14 protein-coding genes are annotated in these 13904 nt (G+C 37.6%); 3 read left to right on the forward strand and 11 right to left on the reverse strand.

Going from position 1 to position 13904, the window contains the following annotated elements; translation table 11 throughout:
• Window positions 1-84: 84 nt before the first annotated feature.
• From sdhB to V7183_RS08075, 3 genes are read right to left on the reverse strand one after another with little or no spacing between them, the layout of a single operon-like run.
• Window positions 85-846, reverse strand: coding sequence for a succinate dehydrogenase iron-sulfur subunit (gene sdhB, locus V7183_RS08065; RefSeq protein ID WP_097898327.1), 762 nt, complete (start codon window positions 844-846; stop codon window positions 85-87).
• Window positions 839-2632: a succinate dehydrogenase flavoprotein subunit gene (gene sdhA / locus V7183_RS08070; protein ID WP_335359159.1), complete on the reverse strand. Its 1794-nt coding sequence runs from the start codon at window positions 2630-2632 to the stop codon at window positions 839-841. Before sdhA ends, sdhB begins: the two co-directional genes overlap by 8 nt.
• 13 nt (window positions 2633-2645) lie before the next feature.
• Window positions 2646-3272 (reverse strand): succinate dehydrogenase cytochrome b558 subunit, encoded by a 627-nt coding sequence (locus V7183_RS08075; protein ID WP_335359160.1) that lies wholly within the window; start codon window positions 3270-3272, stop codon window positions 2646-2648.
• A 301-nt stretch (window positions 3273-3573) separates the two neighbouring features.
• Between V7183_RS08075 and V7183_RS08080 the strand changes: the two genes are divergently transcribed.
• The gene (locus tag V7183_RS08080) at window positions 3574-4023 is read left to right on the forward strand and encodes a YslB family protein (RefSeq protein ID WP_335359161.1); all 450 of its coding nucleotides are present in this window, start codon (window positions 3574-3576) and stop codon (window positions 4021-4023) included.
• Between the two features lie 123 nt (window positions 4024-4146).
• On the opposite strand, the gene uvrC is transcribed toward V7183_RS08080, so the two are convergent.
• On the reverse strand, window positions 4147-5931 hold the full coding sequence (uvrC, locus tag V7183_RS08085) for an excinuclease ABC subunit C (RefSeq protein ID WP_335359162.1): 1785 nt from the start codon (window positions 5929-5931) through the stop codon (window positions 4147-4149).
• A gap of 272 nt (window positions 5932-6203) precedes the next feature.
• On the opposite strand from uvrC, the gene V7183_RS08090 reads away from it, so the two are divergent.
• Window positions 6204-6452 (forward strand): cytoplasmic protein, encoded by a 249-nt coding sequence (locus V7183_RS08090; RefSeq protein WP_335359163.1) that lies wholly within the window; start codon window positions 6204-6206, stop codon window positions 6450-6452.
• Window positions 6453-6584: 132 nt separating this feature from the next.
• Here V7183_RS08090 and trxA read toward each other — a convergent pair whose 3' ends face one another.
• From trxA to V7183_RS08120, 6 genes are all read right to left on the reverse strand, one after another.
• Window positions 6585-6899: a thioredoxin gene (gene trxA, locus V7183_RS08095; RefSeq protein ID WP_097898333.1), complete on the reverse strand. Its 315-nt coding sequence runs from the start codon at window positions 6897-6899 to the stop codon at window positions 6585-6587.
• 209 nt (window positions 6900-7108) lie between these two features.
• Window positions 7109-8086, reverse strand: a complete 978-nt coding sequence (etfA, locus tag V7183_RS08100) for an electron transfer flavoprotein subunit alpha (RefSeq protein WP_335359164.1) — start codon at window positions 8084-8086, stop codon at window positions 7109-7111.
• Window positions 8087-8122: 36 nt separating this feature from the next.
• The gene (gene etfB, locus V7183_RS08105) at window positions 8123-8896 is read right to left on the reverse strand and encodes an electron transfer flavoprotein subunit beta (protein ID WP_097898335.1); all 774 of its coding nucleotides are present in this window, start codon (window positions 8894-8896) and stop codon (window positions 8123-8125) included.
• 78 nt (window positions 8897-8974) lie between these two features.
• A complete protein-coding gene (locus V7183_RS08110; RefSeq protein WP_097898336.1) occupies window positions 8975-9751 on the reverse strand; it encodes an enoyl-CoA hydratase in 777 nt (258 codons plus the stop codon).
• A 15-nt stretch (window positions 9752-9766) separates the two neighbouring features.
• Complete coding sequence (locus V7183_RS08115; RefSeq protein WP_438825161.1) at window positions 9767-10351, reverse strand: TetR/AcrR family transcriptional regulator; 585 nt, start codon at window positions 10349-10351, stop codon at window positions 9767-9769.
• 111 nt (window positions 10352-10462) lie between these two features.
• Entirely contained in the window at window positions 10463-12148 is a 1686-nt protein-coding gene (locus V7183_RS08120; protein WP_335359165.1) for a long-chain-fatty-acid--CoA ligase, read from the reverse strand.
• Window positions 12149-12374: 226 nt separating this feature from the next.
• On the opposite strand from V7183_RS08120, the gene V7183_RS08125 reads away from it, so the two are divergent.
• Entirely contained in the window at window positions 12375-12878 is a 504-nt protein-coding gene (locus tag V7183_RS08125) for a DinB family protein (protein WP_335359166.1), read from the forward strand.
• Between the two features lie 231 nt (window positions 12879-13109).
• Here the strand turns inward: V7183_RS08125 and V7183_RS08130 are convergent, their stop codons facing one another.
• Complete coding sequence (locus V7183_RS08130) at window positions 13110-13805, reverse strand: ABC transporter permease (protein WP_335359167.1); 696 nt, start codon at window positions 13803-13805, stop codon at window positions 13110-13112.
• Between the last annotated feature and the right edge of the window lie 99 nt (window positions 13806-13904).

Here is a 13904-nt window from a genome sequence, read left to right on the forward strand (position 1 = left end):
TGCATAGCAGGGATTTAAAGGCCGAAAAATTAAAATGGATTTATATATAAATATTGCCCCTTCGAATCGAAGAGGCAATATTTATTAATAGTTATTGTCGCTACCAAAGAAGTCTTTGAACGATTGAATCGTTGTATCACGGTTTAATGCCGCAATTGATGTTGTTAATGGAATACCTTTTGGACATGATTGTACACAGTTTTGTGAGTTACCACAGTTTGCAAGTCCACCATCACCCATAATTGCACGTAAGCGATCTGCTTTATGCATTTCACCAGTTGGATGTGAGTTAAATAAGCGTGCTTGTGAAAGCGGTGCTGGTCCAATGAAATCAGATTTACTATTTACGTTTGGACATGATTCTAAGCAAACACCACATGTCATACATTTTGAAAGTTCATACGCCCATTGACGCTTTTTCTCTGGCATTCTTGGTCCTGGTCCTAAATCATACGTACCATCAATTGGAATCCAAGCCTTCACACGTTTTAATGCATTGAACATGCGACTACGGTCAACTTGTAAATCACGTACAACCGGGAATGTCTTCATCGGCTTTAAGCGAACTGGCTGTTCTAACTTATCAATAAGCGCTGTACACGATTGACGTGGTTTACCGTTAATCACCATAGAACACGCACCACATACTTCTTCTAAGCAGTTCATATCCCAGGCAACAGGAGTCGTATGAGTTCCTTTTGCATCAACAGGATTACGACGAATTTCCATAAGAGCCGAAATGATATTCATATTTGGACGATATGGAATTTCGAATTCTTGATCATATGGCTGTGCATCTGGTCCATCTTGTCTCGTAATAATAAGGCGGATTGTTTTCTCAGACATGTTGTTTATCCCCCTTCTCTTCATTCTTAGCAGCTACGTCATGTTTTGAAGAATAGTCACGTTTACGTGGTTTAATTAATGAAGTATCAACATCTTCATAATGGAATGCTGGTGCATTTCCTTCTCCCTCAAATTTCGCCATAGTAGTTTTTAAGAAGTTCGCATCATCACGATTTGGGAATTCTGGTTTATAATGCGCACCGCGGCTTTCATTACGGTTATATGCACCAATTGTAATAACACGAGCCAATTCAAACATGTTTGCAAGTTGACGTGTAAATGAAGCACCTTGGTTACTCCATTTTGCCGTATCGTTAATGTTAATGCGTTTATAACGCTCCATTAACTCTTGAATTTTATCATCTGTTTCTAATAGTTTTTTATTTTCACGAACTACTGTTACGTTATCTGTCATCCATTCTCCAAGCTCTTTATGAAGAACATACGCATTTTCATTACCATCTAACGTTAAAATATTGTTAAATTTCTCTGTTTCGATTAATTCATTTTGCTCATATACAGCAGATGAAACAGCATCAGATGATTTTGAAAGTCCTTTCATGTATTCAATTGCATTTGGTCCCGCTACCATTCCGCCATAAATCGCTGAAAGTAATGAGTTAGCACCTAGTCTGTTACCGCCATGCATTGAATAATCACACTCACCAGCTGCAAACAATCCTGGAATACTTGTCATTTGCTTATAATCAACCCATAATCCACCCATTGAGTAATGAACAGCTGGGAAGATTTTCATTGGTAGTTTACGAGGATCATCACCTGTGAACTTTTCATAGATTTCAATAATTCCACCAAGTTTAATATCTAGTTCTTTCGGATCTTTATGAGAAAGGTCTAGATATACCATGTTTTCACCGTTAATACCTAGCTTTTGCTCTACACAAACATCAAAAATTTCACGTGTTGCGATATCACGAGGTACAAGGTTTCCGTATGCAGGATATTTCTCTTCTAAGAAGTACCATGGTTTACCGTCTTTATACGTCCAAACGCGTCCACCTTCACCACGTGCAGATTCACTCATAAGACGTAACTTATCGTCCCCAGGAATTGCAGTCGGATGAATTTGAATGAACTCACCATTTGCATAATATGCACCTTGTTGATATACAGCAGATGCTGCTGTACCTGTATTGATAATAGAGTTTGTCGATTTTCCAAAGATGATACCAGGGCCCCCTGTTGCCATAATTACGGCATCCGCTTGGAAACTCTTAATCTCCATAGTTTGCAAGTCTTGCGCAACGATTCCGTGGCATACGCCTTCATCATCGATAACAGCACGTAAGAAATCCCAACCTTCATATTTCGTTACAAGTCCTGCTACTTCATGACGACGTACTTGCTCATCTAATGCGTACAATAATTGTTGACCAGTTGTCGCACCAGCAAATGCTGTACGGTGATGTTGTGTTCCTCCGAAGCGACGGAAGTCAAGAAGTCCTTCTTCTGTACGGTTAAACATAACACCCATACGGTCCATTAAATGAATAATACCAGGCGCTGCTTCACACATTGCTTTAACTGGTGGTTGATTCGCTAAGAAATCGCCACCATAAATTGTATCATCAAAGTGGATCCATGGAGAATCCCCTTCACCTTTCGTATTTACGGCCCCGTTAATACCACCCTGCGCACAAACAGAATGTGAACGTTTTACTGGTACTAAAGAAAATAGTTCTACATTTACTCCTGCTTCTGCTGCCTTAATCGTTGCCATCAAGCCGGCTAAGCCACCGCCGACTACTATAAGTTTCCCTTTCATGCTCTCCCACTCCTTACTGATTTGCTAGCTGTGGATCGATGAACGCTAATAATGCACTCACACCTACATAAGATAAACCTAAGAAAATAGCCAATGTTACATAAGTAGAGATACGTTGTGAACGTGGCGATACTGTAATTCCCCAGCTAATGCAGAATGTCCATAATCCATTAGCAAAGTGGAAAATTGTTGATACAACCCCAACTAAATAGAAGCCAAACATAGCTGGATTACTTAAAATACCTGCCATCATATCATAATTTACCTGTTGTCCCATTGCAGCTTGAATGCGTGTTTCCCAAATGTGCCAAGATAAGAAAATAAGCGTGATGACACCTGAAATTCGTTGGAATACGAACATCCAGTTACGGAAATAACCGTAAGATGCCGCATTATTCTTAGCTGTAAATGCAATATATAGTCCATATATAGCATGGTACAGTATTGGTAAAAAGATGATGAAAATTTCTAGCGCATACCGGAATGGAAGGAGCTCCATAAAATGTGCAGCTTTGTTAAAAGCCTCTGCTCCTCTTGTTGCAAAGTTGTTTACTACTAAATGTTGCGTCAAAAAGACACCAACCGGAATGACCCCCATTAATGAGTGCCACTTGCGAAATGTATACTCGCGGCCTTTCATGTCCCCATTACCCCCCTTGAGTGTTTAACTGCTGCTTTCAGTATTAGTTTATAGCAATAATATTTTTTCACTATTGCTATAAGAAAAACTGAAAAAATTATTCAAAATATTTCAGCATAATCTGATACCAAGTTCATTTTACTCCTATTTTTGTCGAAGCGTCAAGAAAACGTATACATAAATTGCATATAATTTGCTATTTCTTTTTTTCTTCCTATATATTCAGATTTTCCTAAAGAAAGTTCTGTTTTTATAAATGAGAAATGTTATATAATAATCCCTATAGAAAGAGGGGAATATTGTGAGCAAAAATACAGTCGATATAGAATCTTTACAAGATGTTTCATTGAACGCCTTCGCTTATGAATTGCTGCGTGAAGAATTATTACCTGACTTAATTGGTAAAGACTTAGATGACATCTTATACTGGGCTGGCAGAAACTTAGCACGAAAATACCAATTAGAATCAATTGAAGAAGTCATTCACTTTTTTGAAAAAGCAGGCTGGGGCACTTTAAACATTATCGAGCATAAACGCCGCGAAATGCACTTCCAGCTAACAAGCCCGCTTATTAAAGAGCGTCAAAAACAAAAAAGACATTCGTCTTATCAATTAGAAGCCGGCTTTATTGCAGAACAAATTCAAAAACAACGAAACGTTATTGCAGAGTCATACGAAGAACAAAAGAAACGCTCGGATTCTATTACATTTCTTGTCAAATGGGACATAAAAGATCTCGTTGAAGCGTAGAATCTATAGTAACAGTCAACTATACATATAGGTTTAGTTGACTGTTACATTTATGTATATTCATTCACTTATAATAATTTTTAATCTTCTGAAATTATACTAAAAAATAGGAGACATTGTAAACTACAATGTCTTCTTATTCGTTAGATAGGAATAAATGGTCTCTGCCACATTTTGCGGCATTCCGGCTTCGACAAATTCCGGCACAGAAGCTTCTTTCATTTTTTTTAACGAGCCAAAATGTTTTAACAATACTTTTTTTCGCTTTTCTCCAACTCCAGGAATATCATCTAATGCGGATTGAATCACTGATTTTCCGTGAAGCTGACGATGAAATGTAATTGCAAATCGGTGCACTTCGTCTTGAATACGCTGCAATAAGTAAAATTCTTGACTATTCCTTTCCAGCATCACTGGTTCAGGCGGATCTCCAATGATTAAATGTGATGTCCGGTGTTTATCATCTTTAACAAGTCCAGCCATTGGAATATACAACCCGAGCTCATTTTCAAGGACGTCACTTGCCGCTGCAAGGTGCCCTTTCCCGCCATCAATCACAATTAGATCCGGCAATGGTAAACTTTCTTTTAACGCGCGTGTATAACGGCGCCTTACCACTTCTCGCATCGATTCATAATCATCTGGTCCTTGAACCGTTTTTATTTTATATTTCCGATATTCCTTTTTCGCTGGTTTTCCATCAATAAATACAATCATCGCTGAAACTGGATTCGTCCCTTGAATATTTGAATTATCAAATGCCTCAATACGATATGGTGTTTCAATATTAAGCTGCTCGCCTAAATTTTCAACAGCCTTAATTGTCCGCTCTTCATCACGTTCAATTAAATAAAACTTCTCTTGTAAAGCAATTTTCGCGTTCTTATTCGCTAACTCAACAAGTTCTTTTTTCTTGCCACGTTTTGGCTGCGTTGCCTCTACTTCTAAAAAACGCTCTACTAATTCAGAATCGATACTTCCTGGTACGACAATTTCTTTCGGCTTAAAGTGACTACTTTTTTCATAAAATTGCCCGATAAAGGTTAAAAATCCTTCTTCAGGCTCATCGTAAATCGGAAACATGGAAACATCCCGTTCAATTAACTTTCCTTTTCGAACAAAGAAAACTTGTACACACATCCATCCTTTATCAACTGCATAACCAAATACATCACGATCAACTAAGTCGCTCATAATCATCTTCTGTTTTTCCATAATCGCATCGATATGAGCAATTTGATCTCGCAGTTCTTTTGCCCGTTCAAACTCTAATTTCTCTGATGCCTCATACATTTTCGTTTCTAATTCTGAGCGAACCTCTTTCTGCCCGCCATTTAAAAACTTGATGATTTCATCAACAATTTCTTTATTTTGATCCTCTGTTACTTCTTTTACACAAGGTGCTAAGCATTGATCCATATGATAATATAAACAAACCTTGTCTGGCATATTTGTACACTTGCGAAGCGGATACATGCGATCTAGCAGCTTTTTTGTTTCATAAGCTGACTGCGCATTTGGATATGGACCAAAATACTTTCCTTTATCCTTCTTTACATTTCTCGTAATAAGCAAGCGAGGCTGTGTCTCAGCTGTAATTTTAATAAATGGATATGTCTTATCATCTTTTAATTGAATATTATATTTTGGATCATATTTTTTTATTAAATTTAATTCTAAAATAAGCGCCTCTAGATTCGATGAGGTCACAATATATTCAAAATCAACAATTTCCCCAACAAGACGGAGTGTTTTTCCATCATGCGAACCAGTAAAATACGAGCGCACACGATTTTTTAACACCTTCGCCTTCCCGACATATATCACTGTCCCTTGCTTATCTTTCATTAAATAACAACCTGGTTGATCTGGTAAAATCGCTAATTTTTCTTTTAAATGCTCGTGCACTCATAACCCCCCGTTTCTACATGTTTATCATTGTTGCTTTCAAACAAAAACATACACTGTTCGAAATACCCAACATACGTTCTTTTATTGTAACGGAAAGCAGAAAAAAAGGAAAACATTATACGTATTTTTAACTTTCAAGTAGATTTTCGCTATCGATTTTCATGTTAAACTAACAAAATAGAATTTTTGATTTATCTTTTTAACCTTTGATTATGTATGTTATGCAAACTATTTGTACATGAAAGAAAAGCAGAAGAAGGAGGTTACCAATGGAGAAATATTTTGAGAACGCACATCGTTTCTGTTCTCGTAATAAAATTTATTTAGAAAAGGACATTATATGCGGTTGTTTTTATTGCTTGAACATTTTTAACCCAAATACAATTACTGAATGGTGGGATGATAATGATACAGCAGTTTGTCCCTATTGTGGTATCGACTCTGTTATAGGAGAGGGGTCTGGATTTAAAATTACTGAAACCTTTTTAAAAGAAATGCATCAAAGATGGTTTGATTAACTAAGCTTATTCTCTCCATCTAAACAAACCCATTCACCTTCTACTCATTATTAACCCTTACCAATACGGCTTTTACAGGCATCATTATCATCTAACAAAGACAAAAAGCTGCCCCGTGGCAGCTTTTTTATTTTAGAAGTGTTTAGAAACTAATTCTACTAACGCTTCTTTTGGTTTGTAACCTAACGCTTGATCAACCACTTTACCATCTTTTAATACGAAAAGAGATGGAATGCTCATTACTTCAAATTGACGAGCAGTTTCTTGGTTTTCATCAACGTCTACTTTTACTACTTTTACTTTCTCGCCTAATTCTGCATCGATTTCCTCTAATACAGGAGCGATCATTTTACAAGGTCCACACCATGGTGCCCAGAAATCTAATAATACAATACCTTCGCTTGTTTCAGCTGCGAAGTTTTGGTCAGTTGCGTTTACAATTGCCATTTTGTTTCCTCCTTCAAGTATATTCTACCAAGAGTATATCATTATCTTATATACGTGGCGAATATTATGTATCGTTATGTATTGTAACAAAAAAATGTTTCTTTATACTATACAAAAATACAGATCACATGCTAAAAGGTGAGAGACAGGGGATCTCTCACCTTTTCTATATATAGGGGTACTTCACTTGGAACTCAAGGGTACTCAAATCATGAATGTACTTTTAACTTTTTAAACTCCTCTGTTAAAAGAGGCACAACTTCAAATAAATCACCGACAATACCATAATCAGCTACTTTGAAGATACTTGCTTCTGGGTCTTTGTTAATTGCAACGATTACTTTAGAGTTAGACATACCTGCTAAATGCTGAATCGCACCAGAAATACCACATGCAATATATAAATCTGGCGTAACAACTTTACCTGTTTGCCCAATTTGTAATGAGTAATCGCAGTATTCTGCGTCACAAGCACCACGGGATGCTCCAATAGCACCGCCTAGCACATCTGCTAGTTCTTGTAACGGTTTAAATCCGTCTTCACTTTTCACTCCACGTCCGCCAGCGATAATGACTTTCGCTTCTGAAAGATCAACACCTGCTGCTGTTTTACGCACAACATCTTGAATGATTGTACGTAAATCTTTTACATCAACTGTAATAGAAGATACATCACCAGTACGGGACTCATCTTTTTCAAGCGGCGCGATGTTATTTGGACGCACTGTCGCAAACAGAATACCATCTGTTACAATTTTCTTCTCGAATGCTTTACCAGAGTAAATTGGACGAGTGAAGACAACATTATCACCCGCAACTTCTAATGCAGTCACGTCAGAAACAAGACCTGCTTCAAGTTTTGCAGCCAGCTTTGGTGATAAATCTTTACCAAGTGCCGTATGTCCAAATACGATACCTTCTGGCTTTTCTTCACCATACACAGCTAAAAATGCTTGTGCATAGCCGTCAGATGTATATGATTTTAATTTATCACTTTCAACTGTCACAACGCGATCTGCACCGTAATGAATCAATTCATTTGCAAAAGAAGCAACGCTTTCTCCAACTAGAAGGCCAACCACTTCACCGCCTTCTGCAATTGTTTTTGCTGCTGCTACCGCTTCAAATGAAACGTTACGTAGTGATCCGTCACGAACTTCACCCATTACTAATACTTTACGAGCCATAGATTTTCCCTCCTGCATATATAATTTCGTATTTTATTAGATTACTTTCGCTTCTGTATGGAGCAACGATACAAGTTCTTTTACTTGATCTTGCAGCTCGCCTTGTAACACTTTTCCTGCATCTTTCTTAGGAGGTAAATAAATTTCAATTGTTTTTGTTTTTGCCTCCACATCATCTTCCTCTAAATCTAGATCATCTAATTCTAATTCCTCAAGCGGTTTTTTCTTCGCTTTCATAATTCCTGGAAGTGATGGATAACGTGGTTCATTTAAGCCTTGCTGCGCTGTTACTAAAAGCGGTAGTGACGTTTCAATCACTTCTGTATCCCCTTCAACATCGCGCTCAATCTTCACGTTTGTACCGTCAATTTCAAGCTTTGTAATTGTTGTTACGTATGGAATATTTAACGCTTCAGCTACACGTGGTCCAACTTGTCCAGATGCGCCATCAATCGCTACGTTTCCACCTAAGATTAAATCGACTTCTTTATCTTTTAAATACTCAGCAAGCACTTTTGCTGTTGTAAATTGGTCCCCATTTTCAACATCATCTTCAATATTAATTAATACCGCTTTATCACAGCCCATCGCTAGCGCAGTGCGAAGTTCTTTTTCGCTTTCTTCACCGCCAACTGTTACAACTGTAATTTCACCGCCTTGTGCATCTCTTACTTGAATTGCTTCTTCAATCGCATATTCATCGTAAGGGTTGATGATGAATTCCGCTTCGCCATCATAAATTGCACCGTTTTTAATTACGATTTTTTCTTCTGTATCAAATGTTCGTTTCATGAGTACGTAGATGTTCATTCCATTTACCCCCTTGTTTTTCAGAAAGATTCCGTCAATTTTAATATTCTGTTAATTTATATTAAAAAAATAATTGGACTACCTACCACTAAATGAAGGTTTACGCTTTTCTAAAAAAGCTGCTACACCTTCTCTTCCATCTTCACTTGTAAACACTTCACCAAAGATTTGTGCCTCACGCTGTACACCTTCATAGTAATGAGATGATTTTGTTGTTTGCAGTAACTCTAACACAGCACGAATTGTCGCCGGACTTTTCACGGCGATTTGTTTTGCGATTTGAAGCGTATCCTCTAAAAGCGACTCTTCGGAAAATACACCATTAACAAGTCCCCACTCTAATGCCTGTATACCTGTAATCGGTGTACTTGTTAGCATCATCTCGCAAGCCTTTGCTTTACCAACATAACGAGGTAAACGCTGCGTTCCTGCAAAACCAGGAATCAATCCAAGTGTTAACTCTGGCAAACCAAGCTTTGCACTTTCAGTTACAAATCGCATGTGGCAAGACATAGCGAATTCAAGGCCACCGCCAAGTGCCGCTCCATGAATTGCCGCAATGACTGGTTTTGAGCATTTTTCTACACGCTCAAAAGTAACTTGTCCAAGCTGTGCTAACTCGGTTGCTTGCTTCGCTTCCTCAACAGAAGTAAATTCTTTAATATCTGCTCCTGCTGAGAAGAAGCGCCCTTCGCCATGAAGAACGATAACGCGGACATTATCATCCTTTTCGACTTGATCAATTAATTCAGTAACGTCGTGCATAACTTGTGAAGACATAGCGTTAGCTGGCGGATGATTTAATTTCGCCACTGCGATATGATCTTCGACTGTTACAGATAGGAACTTCAACATGATCCCTCCCCATTATTAACGATGACCACAAGCTGAAATAAGCAGCCCATGCACCGTTTTTGAAAGTGCGACCAAATCATATTTATGATCGCTCATTACCCAATTGGTCACAACTTCATCTACTGTTCCAAAGATCATTTGTCTTGCCACACGGACATTTAAATCCGTTTGAAATTCGCCTTGCCTTATACCCGTTTCTAAAATCTCATCGATGACTTGTAAGTATCCTTTTAATACTTCATTTATTTTGAGGCGTAGTTCTTGGTTGGATTGTCTGAGCTCTAGTTGTGTAACGATAGCAAGAGGATCATTTTGTGACAACAGCAAGAAGTGCGTTTCTACCAACATAAATAACTTCTCTACAGCGCTCTCAATTCCTGCTGTTTTTTGACGAATTGTTTCAATAAATTCTCCCATCTTCTCTTGGAATAAGGAAATTAATATATCTTCTTTATTTTTAAAATATAAATAAATGGTTCCATCAGCTACCCCAGCCTGCTTCGCAATTCTAGAAACTTGCGCCTGATGATATCCATTCTCTGCGATTACAATAACCGCAGCATCAATAATTTGATTATATTTTGGTCTGTTTTTTTTCACTTTACTGTCCCCTTCAAGCAGATGACTGACTGAATGAGTGGTCATTCATTATTTTAATAATACTGACTATTTCAATAATTGTCAATCCTATATTTTCAAAAAGAAAGGGCCTTAGCCCGTTTGCTCATCCTCTTTCTTTTTCTGCTCTTCTTCTATAAGGACACGGCGTAAAATCTTCCCAACAGTTGTCTTTGGTAAATCACTCCGGAACTCATATATTTTCGGAACTTTATAAGCTGCTAAATATTTACGAGCAAACTGATCCAACTCTTCTTCAGAACAAACTTCACCTTCTTTTAAAACAACGAAAGCTTTTACAGTCTCACCGCGGTACAGATCCGGAACACCAATAACAACCACTTCCTGCACCTTTTCGTGCTCATAAAGCACTTCTTCAACTTCACGCGGATATACATTAAAACCACTAGCAACAATCATATCTTTCTTACGATCTTTTACATAGAAAAATCCATCTTCATCCATATAACCAACATCGCCAGTGTGTAGCCAACCGTCTTGTAATACTGCTGCGGTTTCCTCTGGTTTATTCCAATATCCCTTCATTATTTGAGGACCTTTTACAACGATTTCACCAATTTCACCTGAAGGTAAAGCTTCTCCCGTTTCAAGCGACATAATGCATGCATCTGTGTCTGGCCACGGAACACCAATACTTCCTGGCACACGCTTTTCCCATAAAAAATTACCATGTGTGACTGGAGATGACTCTGTCAATCCATATCCTTCTACTAACTTACCACCTGTAATCTTTTCAAATTGCTCTTGCACCTCTACTGGAAGCGGTGCAGAACCACTAATACAAGCGCGAATGGAAGAAATATCATATTCCTTAAGAAGCGGGCTATTTAAAAGGGCAATATAAATTGTCGGAGCCCCTGGAAATAGTGTAACTTTATGTTTTTTAATTGCTTCAAACACCATTTTCATATCAAACTTCGGAACAAGCACCATTTTATACCCTTGCATAATGGCTAAATTCATTACAGCTGTCATCCCATACACATGGAAAAACGGAAGAACACCAAGAATGACTTCTTCTCCCTCCGTGCAGTTATATAACCAATGCACGCCCATCAACGTATTCGATACAAGATTTTTATGCGTGAGCATAACTCCTTTTGGAAAACCTGTTGTACCTCCCGTATATTGTAAGAGTGCTAAATCATTTTCAGGGTCACACGGCACTTCTACCATTTCATCACTTTCTTTTTCTACCGATTTCCAAACATGAATCGTATCACTTTCCGTTACTGTCACAACAAGATTGCTTTGCTTCTTTTGTACAAATGGATAGAGCAAATTTTTTGGAAATGGCAAAAAGTCAGCAATGCGGGTTACAATAACATGCTCCACCTTTGTAGCAGACTGAATATTGGTGACTTTCGGGAAAACTAGGTCAACACAAAGAATAACTTTCGCCCCAGAATCATGGAGCTGATATTCTAACTCCCTCTCTGTATAAAGGGGATTTGTTTGTACCACTATACCACCTACAAGTAACGTACCATAATATCCAATCACAGCTTGCGGACAATTTGGTAACATAATCGCCACTCGGTCACCTTTTTTCACACCAAGCCTTTTCAGGTAATTTGCAAATCGTCTCACCTTACGATCTAACTCTGCAAATGTAATATCTTTCCCTAAAAAATGAAGCGCTTTCTTTTCTGGGTACCTAGAAGACATCTGCTGTAAATATACATGGAGCGGCTGCATCTCATAAGAAATTGTATGTGGAATTTCCTTTGGATAATTTTTTAGCCAAGGTTTTTCCATCCTTATTCCTCCTTCCTGTTCTTACAAAAATAAAATGAATGTCCATTCATGATGATTGTTTTCATTATATTATAGTCATAACAGTGTTACAATCATAATATTCTGACTTTTATTCAACTATTCACTTATAAACTCATCCTATATGTACTAGCTTAAAAATTCGCGAAAGGAAAAACCTCCTCCTTTCACGAATTTACCATATGAATGTAACCATGGGAGGGATAACATGTACCAAACAATTGAGGGGTTTTTAAGAACATGGAAATATGAGGCTGATTCTACACAAAGAGTGTTGGATGCATTAACTGATGAATCATTATCGCAAGAGATTGCACCTGGCCATTGGACTTTAGGCAAAGTTGCTTGGCATATCGTCACTGCGATTCCTGTGATGCTATCAGGGACAGGCTTACAATTTGATGGGGAAACAAAAGATTCTCCTGTACCAACTTCCGCAAAGACCATTGCAGAAAATTACCGTAAAGTAAATGCATCTTTTATTGAAGCGATTCAAACGCAGTGGACTGATCAAGATTTAACAACAATTAACGATTTCTTTGGACATCCCATGCCAAATTCTCTGTTTTTAATGACTCTCATTAACCATCAAAACCACCACCGCGGTCAAATGACCGTCTTAATGCGCCAAGCTAGCTTAAAAGTTCCGAGTATTTATGGACCTACAAAAGAAGAGTGGGATGCTGCTGATATGGAGGCTCCCGAAATGTAGTAACAAAAAAGACAAGGAGACTAAATACCTTGTCTTTTTCTGTAACTTGTTTCATGTGAAACTATTTTCTATACACCGATTACTTTATTAGCGAATATAAAGGACCGAACCACTTTGACATTTCTTCAGGAGTATTTAAGTCAACACTCTAAAATTACAAAGTAATAAGGCTAAAACATAGAAGTAAAAAAAGAGCTAGCATCATGCTAACTCTTTTTTTACTTCTTCTGGTCACGCTGCTAGATCCTCGTTCTCAATATTTTTAATTCCATAATAAGCAATTATAATACCAATAGCTGCAAGCACGAATTGAAGTGGGAGAAAGGTCGCTAGTGAAAACTCTGGTTGGCTTTGACATGCAATTGCCACAACAACTAAGGAAGAAAGAATTGTTGTTGGTACAGAATATTTACGCATACCAAAGTATAACGGAATTAAACTTGTTCCTGCAGCTGCAATGGCAAAAGGAACCACTTTTATACATTCTTGAATCAACGCATCTGTCGTTATTGTATTCGGAATAACTATCATATAGCTATTTAACGTAAAGAAAACACTTACTACAAAAATGTTAGATAATACAACTGTTATAAAGGTTAGCATTGCTGTAATTAATAACTTACTAGCGATGATTTTTTTTCGATTAATCGGATACGAAAACATGAGCAATATTGTTTTGTTTTTATATTCTTCAATTACTAATTTTGCAATTAATACTCCTGCAAAGACAATAAATGTTCCTCTCACCATTGTACTAGCCATTAAAAGCATCATTTGAGGATTTCTTAGTTCTAAATCCCCTTCGATTTGTGACACATAGCCTACAAAAAACAAAAGCGCAACCATCACTATATTTGCAATAATCGCACCCTTCACATACCACCCAAGCTTACATTTCTTCATTTCTAGCTTCATGAGTTGCAGCATTTCATTCCCTCCCTAGTTCATCTATATAAATCCATTTTAATTTTTCGACATCTAAATCCCTGTTATGCAGAATAAAAGGTAACCTAGACTCGTTTGCTC

This window comes from Bacillus sp. JJ1127 (assembly GCF_036965845.1).
Lineage (GTDB): Bacteria > Bacillota > Bacilli > Bacillales > Bacillaceae_G > Bacillus_A.

Bases quoted from the DNA above. Each gene is read 5' to 3' on its own strand.
- sdhB (WP_097898327.1), bottom strand. From the start codon at position 846: ATGTCTGAGAAAACAATCCGCCTTATTATTACGAGACAAGATGGACCA.
- sdhA (WP_335359159.1), bottom strand. From the start codon at position 2,632: ATGAAAGGGAAACTTATAGTAGTCGGCGGTGGCTTAGCCGGCTTGATG.
- V7183_RS08075 (WP_335359160.1), bottom strand. From the start codon at position 3,272: ATGAAAGGCCGCGAGTATACATTTCGCAAGTGGCACTCATTAATGGGG.
- V7183_RS08090 (WP_335359163.1), top strand. From the start codon at position 6,204: ATGGAGAAATATTTTGAGAACGCACATCGTTTCTGTTCTCGTAATAAA.
- trxA (WP_097898333.1), bottom strand. From the start codon at position 6,899: ATGGCAATTGTAAACGCAACTGACCAAAACTTCGCAGCTGAAACAAGC.
- etfA (WP_335359164.1), bottom strand. From the start codon at position 8,086: ATGGCTCGTAAAGTATTAGTAATGGGTGAAGTTCGTGACGGATCACTA.
- etfB (WP_097898335.1), bottom strand. From the start codon at position 8,896: ATGAACATCTACGTACTCATGAAACGAACATTTGATACAGAAGAAAAA.
- V7183_RS08110 (WP_097898336.1), bottom strand. From the start codon at position 9,751: ATGTTGAAGTTCCTATCTGTAACAGTCGAAGATCATATCGCAGTGGCG.
- V7183_RS08120 (WP_335359165.1), bottom strand. From the start codon at position 12,148: ATGGAAAAACCTTGGCTAAAAAATTATCCAAAGGAAATTCCACATACA.
- V7183_RS08125 (WP_335359166.1), top strand. From the start codon at position 12,375: ATGTACCAAACAATTGAGGGGTTTTTAAGAACATGGAAATATGAGGCT.
- V7183_RS08130 (WP_335359167.1), bottom strand. From the start codon at position 13,805: ATGCTGCAACTCATGAAGCTAGAAATGAAGAAATGTAAGCTTGGGTGG.